Raw genomic sequence first — 17,724 nt, 5'->3', positions numbered from 1 at the left:
GTCGGTCGCTCTCTGACCGACGCCGTTTTTCGCGCTCGCTCTCAGTCGTCCTCGAGACGAGTCGCCGGGACCGAGAGCGTCGACAACCCTCCGGCGATGGCGACGGTGACCCGCCGATCGAGGGTGACGGTGCCGACGGCGTCCCCGTCGGCGACGAGCGTCACGTCGCTTTCCTCGCGTTCGACCGTGACGCCCAGCCCGTCGTTCGGCAGGACCCACCGTCGGGTCTGGGTCACGAACGGGCCGATGGGCGCGACCGCGACGGCGTCGACGGCCGCCGACAGCTGCGGCGCGTCCACGGCGCTCGCGTAGCCGTGGGTGCCGGCCGGCGTGGCCGCGACGACGCCGTCGGCCCGAAACGTCGCGACGGACGACCCGCGGCTGTGAACGCCGTACTCCGAAATGCGGGCCGGCTCGGCGGTGATCAGGGTGACGTCGAACAGTGCGCGCTCGCGAGCGATCGGACCGCTCGCGGCGTCGGAACGCGACTCGAGCGAGACCTCGAGAACCGGCCGTTCGCGGCGGGTCGCCGTCCCCCGAAGTGCCTGTCGGACCGCGTCGGGCAGTCGATCGCGGTCGACCGACTCGATCCCGCAGACCGGACCGACCGGGAGGACCGGCGTGTCGACGCCGGCGCGGGCGAGCGCCGACAGCCCCGCTTCGCCGGGGGTCACGAGCAGCGACGGGTCGGCCGCGAGAACCCCTTCGAGCCCGCCGTCGACGACCGTCCCACCGGCGTCGGCGACCGCCCCCTCGAGGCGGCCGGCCTCGACGCCCTCGGTTCCGTCGGCCTCGGGGTCGACGACGCCGACGACGGGGGAGTCGCCCGCGCTCCACGCGGCATCCATGGGCGCCAGTTCACACGGCCCGCTCAAAAGCGTACGGTTGTCGATCCGGGCGGTCCGATCCGGCCGCGGGGGCGGCTACCCGTCGTAGGGCCAGTCGCCGGTGACCTTCATCCCCTCGGCAAGCCCCTGTGACTCGAGGTCGGCGGCGATGGCGGCCGTGTCCCGGGCCTCGACAGACACGTCCTCGCGGGCGAGTTCGACCACGTAGGCGGTCAGCAGGATCGCCTGTTCGCGCAGGGTTCTGGGCTCGAGTTTCTCGATGGTGTCGGCGAAGGTATGTCCCCAGCCCCGACCCGGTCCCTCGGACTTCGCTTTCACGTGACAGCCGGGGACGCCCCGCTCGACGAACGGCCAGTGGTCGCTGTGGGGGCCAAGCGTCGGGACTGTCTCGATCGGGTGGTCGTACCGGTCCGCGACCTCGTTGGCGGCCGCCTGGAGGCCGCCGAACCCGTGGGTGACGATCGATAGCGTCCGATCGCGGACGACGCCGTCGTTGTTGACGACCGCTTTGATGCGCTCGGGATCGGCCGCCGCGGCGAACCGTTCGGAGCCGGTCAGTCCGACCTCCTCCGCGCCGAACGCGACGAACTCGACGCGGGTCTCGAGGTCGTCCTCCCGAGTCGCGAGCGCGTTCGCGAGTTCGACCACCACCGCGGTGCCGGCCCCGTTGTCCATCGCTCCCTCGGCGATATCGTGGGCGTCGACGTGGCTGGTCACGAGGACGCGCTCGTCGGTGTCCGGCCCGAGTTCGGCACGGACGTTTTGACTCTCCGCGGGGAGGATATCGGCGTCGACCGACAGCGTGATCTCGTCGCCGTCGAACCGACGCGCCAGACGCGCGCCGACCTCGCTCGAGACGCCGACGGCCGGGATCGGCCCGATCGGCTGGTCCGTCCAGCCGACGCTGCCGGTCGGCGGCAGACAGCCCTCGACGTGGTTGCGGTAGACGAACCCGGCCGCGCCGTTCTCGATCGCGTGGAAGTACTTCTCACGGCGGTGGAGATACCGGTCGTAGTAGTCCGGCACGTCGCTGCGGACCATGACGATCGTTCCCTCGAGGTCGGTCTCCTCGAAGTCGGCGGGCAGCCCGTAGCCGAGATCGACCAGCGGCGCGTCGACACGGTCCGCAGGGCTGCGCGGCAGTGCGATACAGTCCTGAGTCGTCTCGCCGGCTTCGATCGCGCTGTCTGCCCGTTCCCAGCCCTGGATCTCGAACGGCTCGAGGCGGGCGTTTCGCGCGCCGGCGTCGGCCAGCGCGTCCCGGGTCAGTTCGGCGGCCTCGCGTTCGCCCTCACTGCCTGCCATGCGGTTCCCCACGTCGACCAGGGCCTCGAGGTGGTCCCAACCGACGTCGCTCTCGAAGACGTTGCCGATCCACTCGGACATGTCCGGCCTATCACGGTAAGCCCGGGTAACGGTTCCGCTCGCGGAGCCGGCCCGCCGATGGAACCGTCCCGGGGTTGATGACAGTTCAGTCACACGGAACTACGAATCTTTTTTACGCCGCTCCCTCTCGGACCGCGTATGCGGGAAACGCTTGCCGACTGGCGACCGGCTATCGACGACGCCATCGCCGAACTGGTCCCACGGGAGATCGACGCCGACTACCTCGAGTCGTACTTCGGATCACCGACCTACGCGTACGATCCCGAGGGTATCCAGCGAGCGCTCGCGACGCCGCTGTGGGACCTGCTCGACCGTGGCGGCAAACGCTGGCGGGCGGTCCTCTTTCTCGTCTTCATGGAGGGGTTCGGGGAGGATCCCGCCGAGTATCTCCCCTACGCCTGCATTCCGGAGATCCTGCACAACGGGACGATCATCGTCGACGATGTCGAGGACGGGGCCACGATCCGTCGAGGGGAGCCGGCGCTCCACCGCGTCTACGGCCGCGACATCGCGCTCAACGCCGGCAACGCGATGTACTTCCTGCCGCTGAAGATCATCACGAACGACCCGGCCGACCTCCCGGCCGACCGGCAACTCGCCGCCTACGAGATGCTCATGGAGGAACTCAACCGGACGCATCTCGGGCAGGGCATGGACATCTGCTGGCACAACGAGCGCGAGGTCCGGATCGGCACCGAGGAGTACCTCGAGATGTGCGCGTGCAAGACCGGCTGTCTCGGGCGGATCGTCGCTCGACTGGCCGCGATCATCGCCGACCAGCCCCCCGAGGTCGAGGCGGCGGTCGCGAAGTACGCGGAACTGACCGCAGTCGCCTTCCAGATCGGCGACGACATCTTGGACGTCGAGAACTCGCTGGGGCGGGCCGGCGACTTCGGCAAGGCGTTCGGCAACGATATCCGCGAGGGCAAGAAGACGCTCATGGTCATTCACGCGATCGAAGCGAGCGATCCCGAACGCGCCGACCGACTCCAGACGATTCTGGCGGCCGACGACACCACCGACGACGACGTCAGTGAGGCCCTCGAGATCATCGCCGACGCCGGCAGCATCGAGTACGCCCGCGATCGCGCCCTCGAACTGGCGGCCCAGGCCCGCGCCGAGATCGACGGCCTCGGCTTCGACGACGAAACGTCCCGCAAGCTCGAGGAGTTCACCGAATTCGTCATCGAACGCGACGAGTGACGCCGGGTCGAAACGGACGTCGCTTCGGCCGTCGAACGACACTGACGCCGCTCGAGAGCGGTGATAAATCGGTGGACAGAAACTGCGAGTACCCCTACCCGCTGTCCACCGTCCTACCCGATGGGTAGGCGTTGGGCAGAATATGTCTTGTGGTCCCGTCCGCTCTCGAGGGGGCCCGACCGAACGAGTCGCTCGTCGTTCTGAAACGAAGCCAGTAGTCACGGCACCGACCGCGGTTTGCGTCGAAAGCGGTGTGAGAAACGACGTCGACCTCCCGACGCGGTCTCAGGCGAAGGTCTTCGAGACGTCCTCGGTCTCGTCGGACTCGGCCTGAACCTTGTCCCAGGCGTTGCGGAAGTCCTCCATCCGGATCTCGGTGCGGTCGTCGCGGATGGCGAACATGCCGGCTTCGGTACAGACGGCTTTGATGTCGGCACCGGAGGCGTTGTCGGCCTCTTCGGCCAGTTCGGCGAACTCGACGTCGTCGGCGACGTTCATCCCGCGGGTGTGGATCTCGAAGATGATCTCGCGGCCCTCGGCGTTCGGTTTCGGGACCTCGATCAGGCGGTCGAACCGACCGGGCCGGAGGATGGCACGGTCGAGCATGTCGAAGCGGTTGGTCGCGGCGATGATCCGGATCTCGCCCCGCTCCTCGAAGCCGTCCATCTCCGAGAGCAGTTGCATCATCGTCCGCTGGACCTCGGCGTCGCCGGAGGTCTTCGACTCCGTTCGCTTTGCCGCGATGGCGTCGATCTCGTCGATGAAGATGACCGCGGGTTCGTGTTCGCGGGCGACGTCGAAGAGGTCTCGAACCAGCTTCGCGCCCTCGCCGATGAACTTGTGGACCAGTTCCGAGCCGGCCATCTTGATGAAGGTGGCGTCGGTCTGGTTGGCGACGGCCTTCGCGAGCATCGTTTTCCCCGTCCCCGGCGGCCCGTAGAGGAGAACGCCGCTGGGCGGGTCGATGCCCACGTCGTCGAACATCTCGGGCTTCTCGAGGGGCATCTCGACGGTCTCGCGGACCTCCTGCATCTGCTCCTCGAGCCCGCCGATGTCCTCGTAGCTGACCTCGGGGCTCTCGGTGACTTCCATCACACGGGCGCGGACGTCGGTCTCGTTCGAGAGGGGCTTGACGATCGACAGCGAGTTGTTGACCGCGACCCGGGCGTCGGGTTCGAGATCGTCGCGCATCTCGTCAGTGACCTCGGTCAGGGCCTCCTGGTTGTTCCCGTGCTGTTTGATGATGACGCCCTCCTCCGTGACTTCCTGTACGGTGGCGACGAACAGCGGGGACTGCTTGAGCTTCTTGTTCTCGTGTGTGAGCCGCTCGAGTTTCTGCTGGTACTTGTTGTTCTCGGCGTTGGCGTCGAGGAGTTTGTCGCGCATCTCCTCGTTTTGCGCCTCGAGGATCTCCAGCCGTTCCTCGAGCGCCTGGATTTTCTCCTGTTGGGACGCCTCGTCCTCGTCGTATGGGAGGTCGACGTCGTCCACGGTGTCGCTCATCACCCGACCTTTGGGTGTTGGTTCTTAAGAGACTTCGGGTAGGTGCACTCAACTCGGAGTATAACTGTTAGACATTAATCGGAATAGAAAATATTATTACCCCGTATTCGGAATGGAGGAGTAAGATGAGTGCTTCAGAGCCGCTTCGACAGGAGACCAACGAGCGCGGAACGTGGGATGACGTCCGAGACCTGCCCCCGAGTGCGAAACTCGTCGCGAAGGTCCTCGAGTACAACGACACGATGACTCAGCAACAGCTCGCCGACGAGACGCTGTTGCCCTCGCGGACGGTTCGATACGCCCTGAACCGACTCGACGAGGCAAACGTCATCGACTCGCGCTTTTCCTTTTCCGACGCGCGAAAGCGCCTGTACAGCCTCGACATTCAGTCGTAACGACGCAGTCCTTCTTCGAGCAGTTCTCCTCGGCACCGATTTTCGGCATCGGTCGCGATCACCCGTGTGGCGATCCACCGTGCTGTCAGCGTCTCGTGTGCCCTGTCGTTTTCACTTTCACTTCGGTTACAGAACCCCTTTAGGGCGGGCTCGCCAACGACTGGCCAATGACGCGGGTTATCCATACGGGCGATACCCACATCGGGTACCAGCAGTACAACTCGCCCGAGCGACGCCGGGACTTCCTCGAGGCCTTCCGCTCGGTCGTCGAGGACGCCGTCGCCGATGACGTCGACGCGGTGATCCACGCCGGCGACCTCTTTCACGACCGCCGGCCGAGCCTCGTCGATCTGCAGGGCACCGTCGAAATCCTCCGAACGCTCTCGGCGGCCGACATCCCCTTTCTGGCCGTCGTCGGCAACCACGAGTCGAAACGCGACGCTCAGTGGCTCGATCTCTTCGCCGATCTCGGCCTCGCGACGCGGCTCGGTGCCGAGCCGGTCGTCGTCGACGACGTCGCCGTCTACGGCCTGGACTTCGTCCCCAGGTCCCGGCGCGAGGACCTCGAGTACGAGTTCGATCCCGTCCCCGCCGAGGCCGACCACGCCACTCTCGTGAGCCACGGTCTCTTCGAACCGTTCGCGCACGCGGACTGGGATACGGACACCGTCCTCGCGGCGTCGACGGTCGATTTCGACGCCGTCCTGTTGGGGGACAACCACAAACCGGATACCGCCGAGGTGCGCGACACCTGGATCACCTACTGCGGGTCGACTGAGCGGGCAAGCGCCAGCGAGCGCGAGGACCGGGGCTACAACCTCGTGGATTTCGACGACGAGGTCGCGATCAGTCGCCGCGGGCTGACCGACACCCGCGAGTTCGTCTTCGTCGACGTGGACCTGGCCGAAGGCGAGGGCGTCGACCGCGTTCAGGAGCGGGTCCGCCAGCACGACCTCGCGGACGCGGTCGTTATCGTCACCGTCGAGGGCGAGGGCCGGCCGATCACCCCCGCCGCGATCGAGGAACTCGCGATCGATCGCGGGGCGCTGGTCGCTCGGGTCAACGACCGCCGGGAGCTACCCGACGAGGACGAGGACGTCTCGGTGAGCTTCGCCGATCCCGACGCCGCCGTCCGCGAGCGGGTGCGCGAACTGGGCCTGAGCGACGCCGCTCTCGAGATCGACGAGACCGTTCGCACCGACGACCTGGCCGACGCGAACGTCCGCGAGCGCGTCGAACGCCGGGTCCGGGACCTCCTCGAGGACGACGCATCGGCGCTCGAGCCCGCGCCCGACCGGGAACCCGCGGACGACGACGTGACGACGGTCGCCGACGAACTCGACACTGAAGAGGCCGACTCGAGCGGTGGCGAAGCCGACGGTGAGACGGAGCCGACGGCCGCCGACGGCGACGGTGGAGCGGCCACCGACGAGGACGGTACAGTCGCCGACGCGGCCGACGGGTCCGGAGAGGGAGACGCCCGAACGGACGACGACGCCGACGCTGACGTCGACACCGCCTCGCTGGGTGATTTCGCGTGAGGGTCGACCGCGTTCGCCTGCTGAACTTCAAGTGTTACGGCGACGCCGACCTGACGCTCGAGCGCGGCGTCACCGTCGTCCACGGCGTCAACGGCAGCGGGAAGTCGACGCTGCTCGAGGCGGTCTTCTTCGCGCTCTACGGCTCGAAGGCCCTCGACGACCGTACCCTCGACGACGTGATCACGACCGGCGAGGAAGAAGCCGAGGTCGAACTGTGGTTCACCCACGACGACCGCGAGTACCACGTCAAGCGCCGGCTCAAACTGCGCGGCGACCGCGCGACCACGACCAAGTGCGTCCTCGAGACGCCCACCGAGACCTACGAGGGCGCTCGCGACGTGCGCCGGAAAGTGACTGAACTCCTGCGGATGGACGCCGAAGCGTTCGTCAACTGCGCGTACGTCCGCCAGGGCGAGGTCAACAAGCTCATCCACGCCTCGCCGAGCGACCGCCAGGACATGATCGACGATCTCCTTCAACTGGGCGCGCTCGAGGACTACCGCGAACGGGCCAGCGAGGCCCGACTCGGCGTCAAAACGGTGCTTGATGGCCAGCGGGAGATCCTCGAAAACGTCCGACGAAAGGTTCAGGAGAAAGAAAAGAAGGACCTCCACGAGCGGTTGAACAGCCTCGAGTCCCGCCGGAACGACGTCGCGGAGGAGATCGATCACTACGAGACACAGCGCGAGCAGGCCCAGGAAACCCTGGAAGCCGCCGTGGACGTCCTCGAACGGCACGAGGAGACCCGCGAGGAGATCGCAACGCTCGACGAGGAGATCGAGGAGTTGCGCTCGAAGATCAGCGACACCGAGCGCAAGCGCGACGAGGCCGGCGACGAGATCAGCGAGATCCGAGACCGACGCGAAGAACTCGCAGACGAGCGTGCCGACCTCGTTGCGGCCGTCGATCTCGAGGTCGACGAACCCGACGAAAAAGTGGTTCAGGACCACATCGACGACCTCGAGGACCGCGACGAGGAACTCCGGGACGAACTCGAGGACGTTCGCGTGACGATCACGGAGGGGAACAACGAGGTCGAGCGGCTCCGTGAGGAGGCCGACGACCTCGAGGAAAACGCCGAAGCGGCCCGGACGGAGGCCGACGACCTCGAGGCACAGATCGAGGCCGACGAGAACGCGATCGCGGAGCGCGAGGCGAAACTCGACGACCTCGACGACGAGATCGCATCCGCGCAGGCGACGTTCGACGATGCGCCGGTCGAGTTCGGCGCGGCCGAATCGTACCTCGAGGACCTCGAGACCGAGCGCGACGAACTGGTCTCGCGAATCAACGACATCACCGCCGATATCAGGACTGCTGAGAACGCGATCGAGGACGGCGAGCGGCTGCTCGAGGAAGGGAAGTGTCCCGAGTGCGGCCAGCCGGTCGAGGACTCACCGCACGTGGATGTCCTTGGCGATCGCCGGGAGGAACTCGCCGACCTCGAAGCCGAGCGGGCGACTCTCGAGACCGAGCGCGACGAGATAGACGAGCGGGTCGACCGCGCCGAGGAACTGCGAGACGCCGAGCGGCGGGTCGACCGGCTCGAGGAAAACCGGGACAACATCGAACAACTGCTCGAGGAAAAACGCGAGAGCCTCGCGGACCGGCGCGAGCAGCGCGATCGGCTCCGTGACGACGCCGAGGAGTACGAGGCCGAGGCCGAGGAGAAACGGGCGGCAGCCACAGACCGCGAGGACGAGGTCGCCGATGCCCGGGCGGAACTCGGCGAGATCAACACCGAGCGGGGGGAGATCAAAGAGACCCTCGAGACGCTCGAGCGTATCTCGGAGATTACCGACGAGCAGGCCGCTCTCGAGACGGAGATCGAGAACCTGCGCGAGCGGCGAGCCGACTGGGAGACGATGAACGACGAGCGCCGCGAGACGCTCTCGGAAAAGCGCGACCGCAAGCGCGACCTCGAGTCGGAGTTCGACGAGGACCGCGTCGAGACCGCCCGCGAGGACAAGGCCAACGCCGAGCAGTACATCGACAAGGTCGACGGGAAACTCGACGAACTCGAGGCCCAGCGCGACGAGATTCAGAACGCGATCGGTGCCGTCGAGAACGAAATCGCGGAACTCGAGGAACGACGCGAGGAACTCGAAACCGTCGAAGAACGGTGTGAACGCCTCGAGTCGCTGTACGAGGAGGCCGAGACGCTCCAGACCACCTACGGCGAGTTGCGGGCGGAACTGCGCCAGCGCAACGTCGAGACGTTAGAGCGGTTGCTCAACGAGACCTTCGAGCTGGTCTACCAGAACGATTCCTACGCGGCGATCGATCTGGACGGCGACTACCGACTGACGGTCTATCAGAAAGACGGCGAAGCCTTAGAGCCCGAACAGCTCTCGGGCGGCGAGCGGGCGCTGTTCAACCTCAGCTTGCGGTGTGCGATCTATCGGCTGCTCGCGGAGGGCGTCGAGGGATCGGCACCGATGCCGCCGCTGATCTTAGACGAGCCGACGGTCTTCCTCGATTCGGGCCACGTCACGCAACTGGTCTCGCTGATCGAGTCGATGCGCAACGACTTCGGCGTCGAACAGATCGTCGTCGTCAGCCACGACGAAGAACTCGTCGGCGCGGCCGACTCGCTCGTCCGCGTCGAAAAGGACGCCACGTCGAACCGCTCGCGACTCGAGCGTGGCCAGCCGCCCGAGTCGGAACTGCTCGCGTCGGACTGAGGAAACGGGGCCTGCGGCTCAGGCGGTGTCGCCGTCCGACTCGGCCGTCGACTCGACAGCCGGTCGGATCGCCTCGAGCGCCGTCTCGCAGTCCGCAGTCACTCGATACCCCCGTTCCCCCGCGATCTCGGCCTCCTCGAGCAGGCCGGCGGCCGAGAGGACCGTCAGGCGGCCGTGTAGGTCGCTCTCGCAGAAGTCGTAGGCGTCGAGCAGGGTCCGGACCCCGAGCGGCCCCCGCTCTGCGAGTTCGATGAGGAGGCCAAGCGTCTCCGCGTCGTGAACGTTCGTCAGGAAGGTGAGAACCGGGTCTGGGACGCTTTGCGCCGCCGTCTCGAGGGCCGTTTGGTCGACGGCCTCGAGGCGGTCGTTTCGGATGTAACACTCGTTGCCGGTTTCGGGATCGCGGACCAGACTCGCGTCCTCGGAGCGTTTGCGAAGCAGGTACCGCTTTCCGGTGTCGTCCTCGACTGTGTTCATGAGCGGTCGTTTCCGTTCGGTGACTGGCGTTGGGTCACCGACCCTGAAGTAGTTTCGGCCGCATCGTCGGACCGGGTCGTCGCCTCGGAGTCCTCGTCGTCGGACGCCGTCCCGGCGTCGGAACCCCCGCCGTCGGATTCCGGTGGCGTTTCGGCGTCGGAACCGTCGTCGAGATCGCCGGAATCGTCGGCTCGGAACCGTCTGTATCGTCGAACGGCGAACCCCAGCAGGACGAGGCCGGCGACCACCAGTGCGCCCGCGCGGGTCGAGACCCCCTCGAACAGCAGGAACAAGAGACCGAGCGAGACGGCCAGTACCGCGGCGTTGATGACCAACACGAGCGCCCAGAAGGTCTGGAGGAGGTCCGCGGATGCGTCCGTTTCCCCCATCTCCACTTCGGGGGGGTCGATCGCGCTCGAGAGGTCGTCGAGATCGTCCGGACCGTCGTCTCCCGACACCTGTGGGATGGTCAACCCGTCGCTGTCGGGGTCGTAGTACTCCTCTTCGGGGTCCCACTCGTCGGGCTCGTTCTCGGTCCGGTCGAAGACCACAGGCGGATCGTCGGGCAGTGGAAGGAAAAGCGTTCGCTTCGCGGACGGCTTAGGCCAGTTCCTCGAGGGTGAGCGTCCGGGAGGTTTCCACCCAAGCGAGCGGGTTCTCGGCGTCATAGAAGACGACGCCGTCCTCGGTCTCGTAGGACTCGATGGTCGCAGTCCCCGCCGGCTGGCTACTCGGTTCGCGCCGGTCCGTCGCGTCGTCGTTTAGGTAGGTGGACACATCGATCACCTGATCCCATGCTAAGTGTTACCACGTTATATGTCTTGTTGCCCCCGCAAGTGTTCCCCCGAACGCCGTCTCGCTGGTCCGACGAGACCGTGCCCTACGCGTGACTGTTCGCAATGGCCGACCGCTTCCGAACGACCCGCCGCGAGCCCCTCGCGGGCGGGGATTGCAGGGGTTTTTATCCGGCGACTGCCAACCGGAGTACCATGACTGAGGCGGGCCAGACCGGACTCACGGAGTTCAGCGGCGACTCCGAGGCAGCCGACGACCGGCCGGAGGAAGAGGCCGTCGCCGTCGCCGGCAACGGCGGTAGCGACGCCGCGGAGGTGATCGACGTCGTCGAGGAAACCCTCCCCGAATCCGAGGGCGATCTCGAACTCGCCGTGATGCAGGTCGACTACACCATCGTCGGCTACGGCGACGAGGAACGACCCATCATGCACGTGTTCGGGCGTACCCCCGATGAGGAACTCGAACACGTCCAGATCGTCGGTTTCAAACCCTACTTCTACGCGCCGACGGAGAGCCTCGAGCGACCGCCGGCGGAGGAATACGACCGACTGACCGGCAGCAGGGAGTACGACCACGACGGCGACCCCTACGAGAGCATCCGGGGGGAGAGACTCACCAAAATCTTCGGCCAGACCCCCCGCGACGTCGGGCAGGTCCGCGACGACTTCGAACACTACGAAGCCGACATCCTGTTCCCGAACCGCTTTCTGATCGACAAGGACATCCGCAGCGGAATGCGGGTGCCCGAACGACGGGCCGAGGACGACTCGCTGGTCGTCCCCCACGACGAGGTCGAACCGGTCGACGTCGACGCCGACCCCCGCATCAACACCTTCGACATCGAGGTCGACGACCGGTCGGGCTTTCCCGAGGACGGCGAGGAGCCGATCGTCTGTCTCACCAGCCACGACTCCTACCGCGACGAGTACGTGATGTGGCTCTACGAGGCCCCGATCGGCGACGGCGAGATTCCGGCCGAGATCGACGACTACGACCCGATCGAGGGCGAGATCGACCACGAGGTCCGCAGTTTCGAGGAAGAGGAGGCCATGCTCGAGGCCTTCATCGAGTACGTCGACGAGACCGACCCCGATGTACTGACCGGCTGGAACTTCGAGGACTTCGACGCGCCCTATTTCCTCGACCGCCTCGAGGAACTCGCCGGCTCCCACCACGAGTACGACCTCTCGATCGATCGGCTCTCACGCGTCGACGAAGTCTGGCGCAGCAACTGGGGCGGCCCGGACATCAAGGGTCGCGTCGTCTTCGACCTGCTCTATGGCTATCAGCGGATGGTCTTCTCCGAGTTGGACTCGTACCGGCTCGATGCAGTCGGCGAGGCGGAACTCGGCGTCGGCAAGGAGCGTTACGCCGGCGACATCGGCGACCTCTGGGAGGAGGACCCGACCCAACTGCTCGCGTACAACCTCCGGGACGTCGAACTCTGTGTCGAACTCGACCGACAGCAGGAGATCATCCCCTTCTGGGACGAAGTGCGGGCGTTCGTCGGCTGCAAACTCGAGGACGCGCCGACGCCGGGCGATGCGGTCGACATGTACGTCCTCCACGAGGCCCACGGCCGCTTCGCGCTGCCCTCGAAGGGGCAACAGGAGGCCGGCGAGGAATACGAGGGTGGCGCGGTGTTCGAGCCCATCACGGGCGTCAAGGAGAACGTCACCGTACTGGACCTGAAGTCGCTGTACCCGATGTGTATGACGACGATCAACGCCTCCCCGGAGACGAAAGTCGACCCCGACGAGTACGATGGGGAGACCTACGTTGCGCCGACGGGGACCCACTTCCGGAAGGAACCCGACGGCGTCAACCGCGAGATGATCACGGAACTGCTCGCCGAGCGCGAAGAGAAAAAGGAACTGCGAGACCAGCACGAACCCGGCTCGCCCGAGTACGAACAGTACGACCGTCAGCAGGGCGCGGTAAAGGTTATCATGAACTCGCTTTACGGAGTATCGGGGTGGGAACAATTCCGTCTATACGATAAAGAGGCGGCATCCGCAATCACGGCTACTGGCCGCGAAGTGATCGAGTTCACGGATACAGCCGCAAACGAACTCAATTATCAAGTTACGTATGGGGATACTGACTCAGTCATGCTCGAGTTAGGCCCCGACGTACCCAAGGACGACGCGCTCGAGCAGTCCTTCGAGATCGAGGAGTACATCAACGGTCGCTACGACGACTTCGCGCAGAAGGATCTAAACGCCGAGGAACACCGCTTCCAGATCGAGTTCGAAAAACTCTACCGGCGGTTCTTCCAGGCGGGCAAAAAGAAACGCTACGCGGGCCACATCACCTGGAAGGAAGGCAAAGACGTCAACGACGTCGACATCGTCGGCTTCGAGTACCAGCGCTCCGATATCGCGCCGATCACCAAGGAGGTCCAGCACCGCGTCATCGAGATGATCGTCCGGGAGGGCGACATCGAGGGTGCCAAGGAATACGTCAACGGCGTCATCGAGGACGTGCTGGCAGGCGAGATCGCCCTCGAGGAGATCGCCATCCCGGGCGGGATCGGCAAGCGACTCGACAACTACGACACCGACACGGCACAAGTCCGCGGCGCGAAGTATGCCAACCTGCTGCTCGGCACCAACTTCCAGCGGGGCAGCAAGCCCAAGCGGCTCTATCTCGAGCGGGTCGATCCCTCGTTCTTCGAGCGACTCGAGGCGGAAGAAGGGTTCGACGCCCGGACTGACCCGCTCTACGGTGCGTTCAAGCGCGATCCCGACGTGATCTGTTTCGAGTACGAGGACCAGATCCCCGAGGCGTTCGCGGTCGACTACGAGAAGATGCTCGAGAAGACCCTGCAGGGGCCGATCGAGCGCATCCTCGAAGCACTGGACATCTCGTGGGACGAAGTGAAAAACGGCCAGGAACAGAAAGGTCTCGACTCCTTTATGTAGCGCGCCGGGACGCCTCGGTCCCGGTCGTCGCTTCTTATCACAGCCGTTCCGACGAGTTTCTCCGCCGTCTTCGGGGTTCGAACAGCCCCGTAATCCGTTCCTGTGGCCCTGCCGATCCCACCGGTGAACAGGGGTCTATATGGCGGTATTTCTCCATCTACCCAAAGGCTGGTTTTCGAATGGGAAACTTATTTTGCTAATGCGAGACTGTATCCAATTGGATACGAAACCGTTATCAGTCATACGGCCCACCGTTCGAGTGACAGAGTACTATGGCACGTCTCGAACTATCCAACCTGCACGCGGAAGTGGCGGAGGGCGACGAGCAGATTCTCGAGGGGGTCGACCTCGAGGTCCAGTCGGGCGAGATCCACGCCCTGATGGGCCCGAACGGCTCCGGGAAGTCGACGACCGCGAAAGTCATCGCCGGTCATCCCGCCTACGAGGTCACCGAGGGCGAGGTTCTCCTCCACCTCGAGGACGACGAGTTCGGCGAGGACATCGAGATCGACGAAGACCAGCGCACCTGGAACCTGCTCGATCTCGAACCCAACGAACGTGCCGCGCTCGGGATCTTCCTCGGCTTCCAGTACCCCGCCGAGATCGAGGGCGTCACGATGACGAACTTCCTCCGCACGGCGCTGAACGCCAAGATCGAAGAGCGCGAGGAACTCTTCGAGGACGAGGATGACGAGGACGAAGCGGAAGACGACGAAGGCTTCGAGAACTCGCCGATGGAAGGCCCCGCGGACGAGGGCGAGGTCGGCGTCGCCGAGTTCCAGGGCATCCTCCAGGAGAAGATGGAGCAGCTGGAGATGGACGAGAAGTTCGCCCAGCGCTATCTCAACGCCGGCTTCTCCGGCGGCGAGAAGAAGCAAAACGAAGTGCTGCAGGCCGCCATCCTCGAGCCCTCGGTCGCCGTGCTGGACGAGATCGACTCCGGGCTCGACATCGACCGCCTGCAGGACGTCTCGGAGGGCATCAACGCCCTGCGCGACGAGCAGGGCACCGGCATCCTGCAGATCACCCACTACCAGCGCATCCTCGATTACGTCGAGCCCGATCACGTCCACGTGATGCTCGACGGCCAGATCGCCAAGAGCGGCGGTCCCGAACTCGCCGAGAAGCTCGAGGACAAGGGGTACGACTGGGTCCGCGAAGACGTCTACGGCACCGCGTAACCGGATTCGACTAGAACAACCGTAATAACGCTACAGCCGTAACCACAACTACATCAACCAATGAGTTCCGATCAAGACCACCTAAAAGAGACAGACACTGAGGCCCGGTTCGAGTTCAAGAAAGAGGAGAACTCCGCCGTCAGATCCGGCAAAGGCCTGACCGAAGAGGTCATCCGCATGATCTCCGAGGACAAGGACGAGCCCGACTGGATGCTCGAGCGGCGTCTCCGTGCGCTCGAGCAGTATCACAACATGCCGATGCCGTCCGACTGGCCCGGCATGCCCGACCTCTCCGAACTGGACGTCGAAGAGATCATTCCCTACATCCGACCGGACGTCGACAAACGCGAAGGCGTCGACGACTGGACGGAGCTGCCAGACGAGATTCAGGACACCTTCGACAAGCTCGGCATCCCGGAAGCGGAGAAGAACGCCCTCTCGGGCGTCGGTGCCCAGTACGAGTCCGAGGTCGTCTACCAGAACATGCAAGAGCAGTGGGAGGAGAAAGGCGTCATCTTCTGTAACATGGATGAGGCCGTCCGCGAACATCCCGAGCTCGTCAAAGAACACTTCATGACGACCTGCGTGCCCCCGAGCGACAACAAGTTCGCCGCCTTGCACGGGGCCGTCTGGTCCGGCGGGTCGTTCGTCTACGTCCCCGAGGACGTCACTGTCGAGATGCCGGTGCAGGCCTACTTCCGGATGAACTCGGAAGGGATGGGCCAGTTCGAACACACGCTCATCATCGCCGAGGAAGGCTCCGAGGTCCACTACATCGAGGGCTGTTCCGCGCCCAAGTACGGGACCCACAACCTCCACTCCGGCGGCGTCGAGGTCTTCGTCGGCGAAGACGCTCACGTTCAGTACTCGACCGTGCAGAACTGGTCGAAGAACACGTTCAACCTGAACACCAAGCGCGCCATCTGCGAGGAGAACGGGACGATGGAGTGGGTCTCGGGCAGCATGGGCTCGAAAGTGACCATGCTCTACCCGTGTACCATCCTCAAGGGTCGCGGCTCGACCGACACCCACATCACCATCGCCCTGGCGGGCGAAGGCCAGGACATCGACACCGGCGCGAAGGTCTACCACAACGCGCCCGAGACGAGTTCGACCATCGAGTCCAAGTCGATCTCCAAGGACGGCGGCCGCACCAACTACCGCGGCCTCGTCCACATCGCCGACGGCGCCGAGAACGCCTCGACCGCCGTCGAGTGCGACGCCCTGATGTTCGACAACGAGTCGACCTCGGACACCATGCCGTACATGGAGATCGAGGAGTCGAAGGTCGACGTCGCCCACGAGGCGACCGTCGGCAAGATCGGCGACGAGGACATCTTCTATCTGCAGTCCCGCGGGCTGGACGACGACGACGCCAAGAAGATGATCGTCGCCGGCTTCATCGAGCCGATCACGGAGGAACTGCCGATCGAGTACGCGGTCGAGCTCAACCGCCTCATCGAACTCGAGATGGAGGGGAGCCTCGGATAATATGAGTACGCAGGTACACGCCAATCTGACGGAGGAACAGGTACGCGAAATTTCGGGCGACCTCGACGAGCCCGACTGGCTCCTCGAGACGCGTCTCGAGGCGCTCGCGGCGCTCGAGGACCTCGAGATGCCCGACGTCATCCGGACGCCGGGTCGGGACTGGACGAACCTCCACGAACTCGACTTCGAGTCCCTCGTCGATCCGCTGAACGCGGCCGAGGACAAGGACCAGGTCGGCCCCGAGGAGGCCGAGGTCCTCTCGTGGGCCGACGCGGTCCAGGAACACGAGGACCTCCTGCAGGACCACTTCGGCAGCATCGTCGACCCTCAGGAGAACTACCTGACGGCGCTCTCCACGGCGCTGTTTAGCACCGGCACGGTCATCTACGTCCCCGAGGGCGTCGACGCCGAGGACGTCACCGTCCGGACCGAACAGAACTCCCGCTCGCTGTTTAACTACACGCTCGTCGTCACCGAGGAGTCGTCCTCGGTCACGATCCTCGAGCGCCAGTCGACTGGCGAAGAGGCCGAGGAGCAGTACTACAGCGGGATCGTCGAGGTCGCCGCCGGCGAGAACAGCTACGTCCAGTACGGCAGCCTCCAGAACCTCTCGGAGGAGGCCTACAACTTCACGCTCAAGCGCGGCGTCGCTGACACCTACGCCACGATCGACTGGATCGAGGGCAACCTCGGCACCCAGCTGACGAAGACGGAGGTCTCGACGGAGCTGCGCGGCGACTCCTCGGAAACGCAGATCGTCGGCGCCTTCTACGGCCACAACGACCAGCACTTCGACCTCGACGCGAAGGTCTGGCATCGTGCGGAACACACGACGGCCGACCTCGTGACCCGCGGCGTCACCGACGACGTTGCCCGCTCGGTCTACGAGGGCGTCCAAGACGTCGGCTCCGACGCGTGGGACACCAGCTCCTACCAGCGCGAGAACACGCTGATGCTCTCCGACGAGAGCGAGGCCGACGCCTCCCCGAAGCTGATCATCAACAACCACGACACCGAGGCCAGCCACTCCGCGACGGTCGGCCAGATCGATCAGGAGGACCTGTTCTACATGACCTCCCGCGGTGTCGACCCCCGCGCGGCCCGAAACATGCTCGTCGAGGGCTTCTTCGTGCCCGTTCTCGCGGAGATCGACGTCGACGAACTCCGAGAGGACCTCGAGGAGCTGATCGGCGCGCGACTCCGCAAGCGGGACTGATCGCCACCGACCGACCGTCGTTTTGCCGCGTTTTCGACGTCCGCGCTCCGAGACGACTAAGTAACCACGGCTCCCTTGTC

At 65.2% G+C, this 17,724-nt stretch carries 14 protein-coding genes; 8 read left to right on the top strand and 6 right to left on the bottom strand.

What is annotated here, in order from left to right; all coding sequences use genetic code 11:
- Positions 1-41: 41 nt before the first annotated feature.
- Positions 42-848, bottom strand: coding sequence for an NAD(+)/NADH kinase (locus tag NP511_RS04605; protein ID WP_049964607.1), 807 nt, complete (start codon positions 846-848; stop codon positions 42-44).
- Positions 849-923: 75 nt separating this feature from the next.
- A complete protein-coding gene (locus NP511_RS04600) occupies positions 924-2,234 on the bottom strand; it encodes a M28 family peptidase (RefSeq protein WP_049964606.1) in 1,311 nt (436 codons plus the stop codon).
- A 138-nt stretch (positions 2,235-2,372) separates the two neighbouring features.
- Between NP511_RS04600 and NP511_RS04595 the strand changes: the two genes are divergently transcribed.
- Complete coding sequence (locus tag NP511_RS04595; protein WP_049964605.1) at positions 2,373-3,437, top strand: polyprenyl synthetase family protein; 1,065 nt, start codon at positions 2,373-2,375, stop codon at positions 3,435-3,437.
- A gap of 285 nt (positions 3,438-3,722) precedes the next feature.
- Here NP511_RS04595 and pan1 read toward each other — a convergent pair whose 3' ends face one another.
- Positions 3,723-4,940, bottom strand: coding sequence for a proteasome-activating nucleotidase Pan1 (gene pan1 / locus NP511_RS04590; protein WP_006181969.1), 1,218 nt, complete (start codon positions 4,938-4,940; stop codon positions 3,723-3,725).
- 125 nt (positions 4,941-5,065) lie between these two features.
- Between pan1 and NP511_RS04585 the strand changes: the two genes are divergently transcribed.
- The 3 genes from NP511_RS04585 (at position 5,066) to rad50 (ending at position 9,560) form a co-directional block, all read left to right on the top strand.
- Positions 5,066-5,335 carry a MarR family transcriptional regulator gene (locus NP511_RS04585; RefSeq protein ID WP_006649167.1) on the top strand — a complete coding sequence of 90 codons (270 nt, stop codon included), beginning with the start codon at positions 5,066-5,068 and terminating at the stop codon, positions 5,333-5,335.
- A gap of 167 nt (positions 5,336-5,502) precedes the next feature.
- Positions 5,503-6,876, top strand: a complete 1,374-nt coding sequence (gene mre11 / locus NP511_RS04580; RefSeq protein WP_049964604.1) for a DNA double-strand break repair protein Mre11 — start codon at positions 5,503-5,505, stop codon at positions 6,874-6,876.
- A complete protein-coding gene (rad50, locus tag NP511_RS04575; protein ID WP_049964603.1) occupies positions 6,873-9,560 on the top strand; it encodes a DNA double-strand break repair ATPase Rad50 in 2,688 nt (895 codons plus the stop codon). The genes mre11 and rad50 overlap by 4 nt, the downstream gene beginning before the upstream one ends.
- A gap of 18 nt (positions 9,561-9,578) precedes the next feature.
- Here rad50 and NP511_RS04570 read toward each other — a convergent pair whose 3' ends face one another.
- Genes NP511_RS04570 through NP511_RS04560 form a run of 3 tightly spaced genes read right to left on the bottom strand, consistent with a single transcriptional unit; the run spans position 9,579 to position 10,823 of the window.
- Positions 9,579-10,037: a DUF7346 family protein gene (locus tag NP511_RS04570; RefSeq protein WP_049964602.1), complete on the bottom strand. Its 459-nt coding sequence runs from the start codon at positions 10,035-10,037 to the stop codon at positions 9,579-9,581.
- Positions 10,034-10,588 (bottom strand): DUF7322 domain-containing protein, encoded by a 555-nt coding sequence (locus NP511_RS04565; protein WP_049964601.1) that lies wholly within the window; start codon positions 10,586-10,588, stop codon positions 10,034-10,036. Before NP511_RS04565 ends, NP511_RS04570 begins: the two co-directional genes overlap by 4 nt.
- Positions 10,589-10,637: 49 nt before the next feature.
- The gene (locus NP511_RS04560) at positions 10,638-10,823 is read right to left on the bottom strand and encodes a DUF7331 family protein (protein WP_006649160.1); all 186 of its coding nucleotides are present in this window, start codon (positions 10,821-10,823) and stop codon (positions 10,638-10,640) included.
- 203 nt (positions 10,824-11,026) lie between these two features.
- On the opposite strand from NP511_RS04560, the gene NP511_RS04555 reads away from it, so the two are divergent.
- The 4 genes from NP511_RS04555 (at position 11,027) to sufD (ending at position 17,644) form a co-directional block, all read left to right on the top strand.
- Positions 11,027-13,756 (top strand): DNA-directed DNA polymerase, encoded by a 2,730-nt coding sequence (locus NP511_RS04555; protein WP_049964600.1) that lies wholly within the window; start codon positions 11,027-11,029, stop codon positions 13,754-13,756.
- A 272-nt stretch (positions 13,757-14,028) separates the two neighbouring features.
- Complete coding sequence (locus NP511_RS04550) at positions 14,029-14,937, top strand: ABC transporter ATP-binding protein (RefSeq protein ID WP_049964599.1); 909 nt, start codon at positions 14,029-14,031, stop codon at positions 14,935-14,937.
- A gap of 60 nt (positions 14,938-14,997) precedes the next feature.
- Positions 14,998-16,428, top strand: coding sequence for a Fe-S cluster assembly protein SufB (gene sufB, locus NP511_RS04545; protein ID WP_006181959.1), 1,431 nt, complete (start codon positions 14,998-15,000; stop codon positions 16,426-16,428).
- A gap of 1 nt (position 16,429) precedes the next feature.
- Positions 16,430-17,644, top strand: a complete 1,215-nt coding sequence (sufD, locus tag NP511_RS04540; protein ID WP_049964598.1) for a Fe-S cluster assembly protein SufD — start codon at positions 16,430-16,432, stop codon at positions 17,642-17,644.
- Positions 17,645-17,724 lie beyond the last annotated feature (80 nt).

Origin of the sequence: Natrinema thermotolerans (genome assembly GCF_031165565.1) — an archaeon.
Taxonomy (GTDB): Archaea; Halobacteriota; Halobacteria; order Halobacteriales; family Natrialbaceae; genus Natrinema; species Natrinema thermotolerans.
Note: the sequence above shows the minus strand (reverse complement) of the source record. Positions and strands in the feature narration are given on the sequence as shown.

Coding starts and splice junctions, on each gene's coding strand:
- NP511_RS04605 (WP_049964607.1), bottom strand. CDS start 848: ATGGATGCCGCGTGGAGCGCGGGCGACTCCCCCGTCGTCGGCGTCGTC.
- NP511_RS04600 (WP_049964606.1), bottom strand. CDS start 2,234: ATGTCCGAGTGGATCGGCAACGTCTTCGAGAGCGACGTCGGTTGGGAC.
- NP511_RS04595 (WP_049964605.1), top strand. CDS start 2,373: ATGCGGGAAACGCTTGCCGACTGGCGACCGGCTATCGACGACGCCATC.
- pan1 (WP_006181969.1), bottom strand. CDS start 4,940: ATGAGCGACACCGTGGACGACGTCGACCTCCCATACGACGAGGACGAG.
- NP511_RS04585 (WP_006649167.1), top strand. CDS start 5,066: ATGAGTGCTTCAGAGCCGCTTCGACAGGAGACCAACGAGCGCGGAACG.
- mre11 (WP_049964604.1), top strand. CDS start 5,503: ATGACGCGGGTTATCCATACGGGCGATACCCACATCGGGTACCAGCAG.
- NP511_RS04570 (WP_049964602.1), bottom strand. CDS start 10,037: ATGAACACAGTCGAGGACGACACCGGAAAGCGGTACCTGCTTCGCAAA.
- NP511_RS04555 (WP_049964600.1), top strand. CDS start 11,027: ATGACTGAGGCGGGCCAGACCGGACTCACGGAGTTCAGCGGCGACTCC.
- NP511_RS04550 (WP_049964599.1), top strand. CDS start 14,029: ATGGCACGTCTCGAACTATCCAACCTGCACGCGGAAGTGGCGGAGGGC.
- sufB (WP_006181959.1), top strand. CDS start 14,998: ATGAGTTCCGATCAAGACCACCTAAAAGAGACAGACACTGAGGCCCGG.
- sufD (WP_049964598.1), top strand. CDS start 16,430: ATGAGTACGCAGGTACACGCCAATCTGACGGAGGAACAGGTACGCGAA.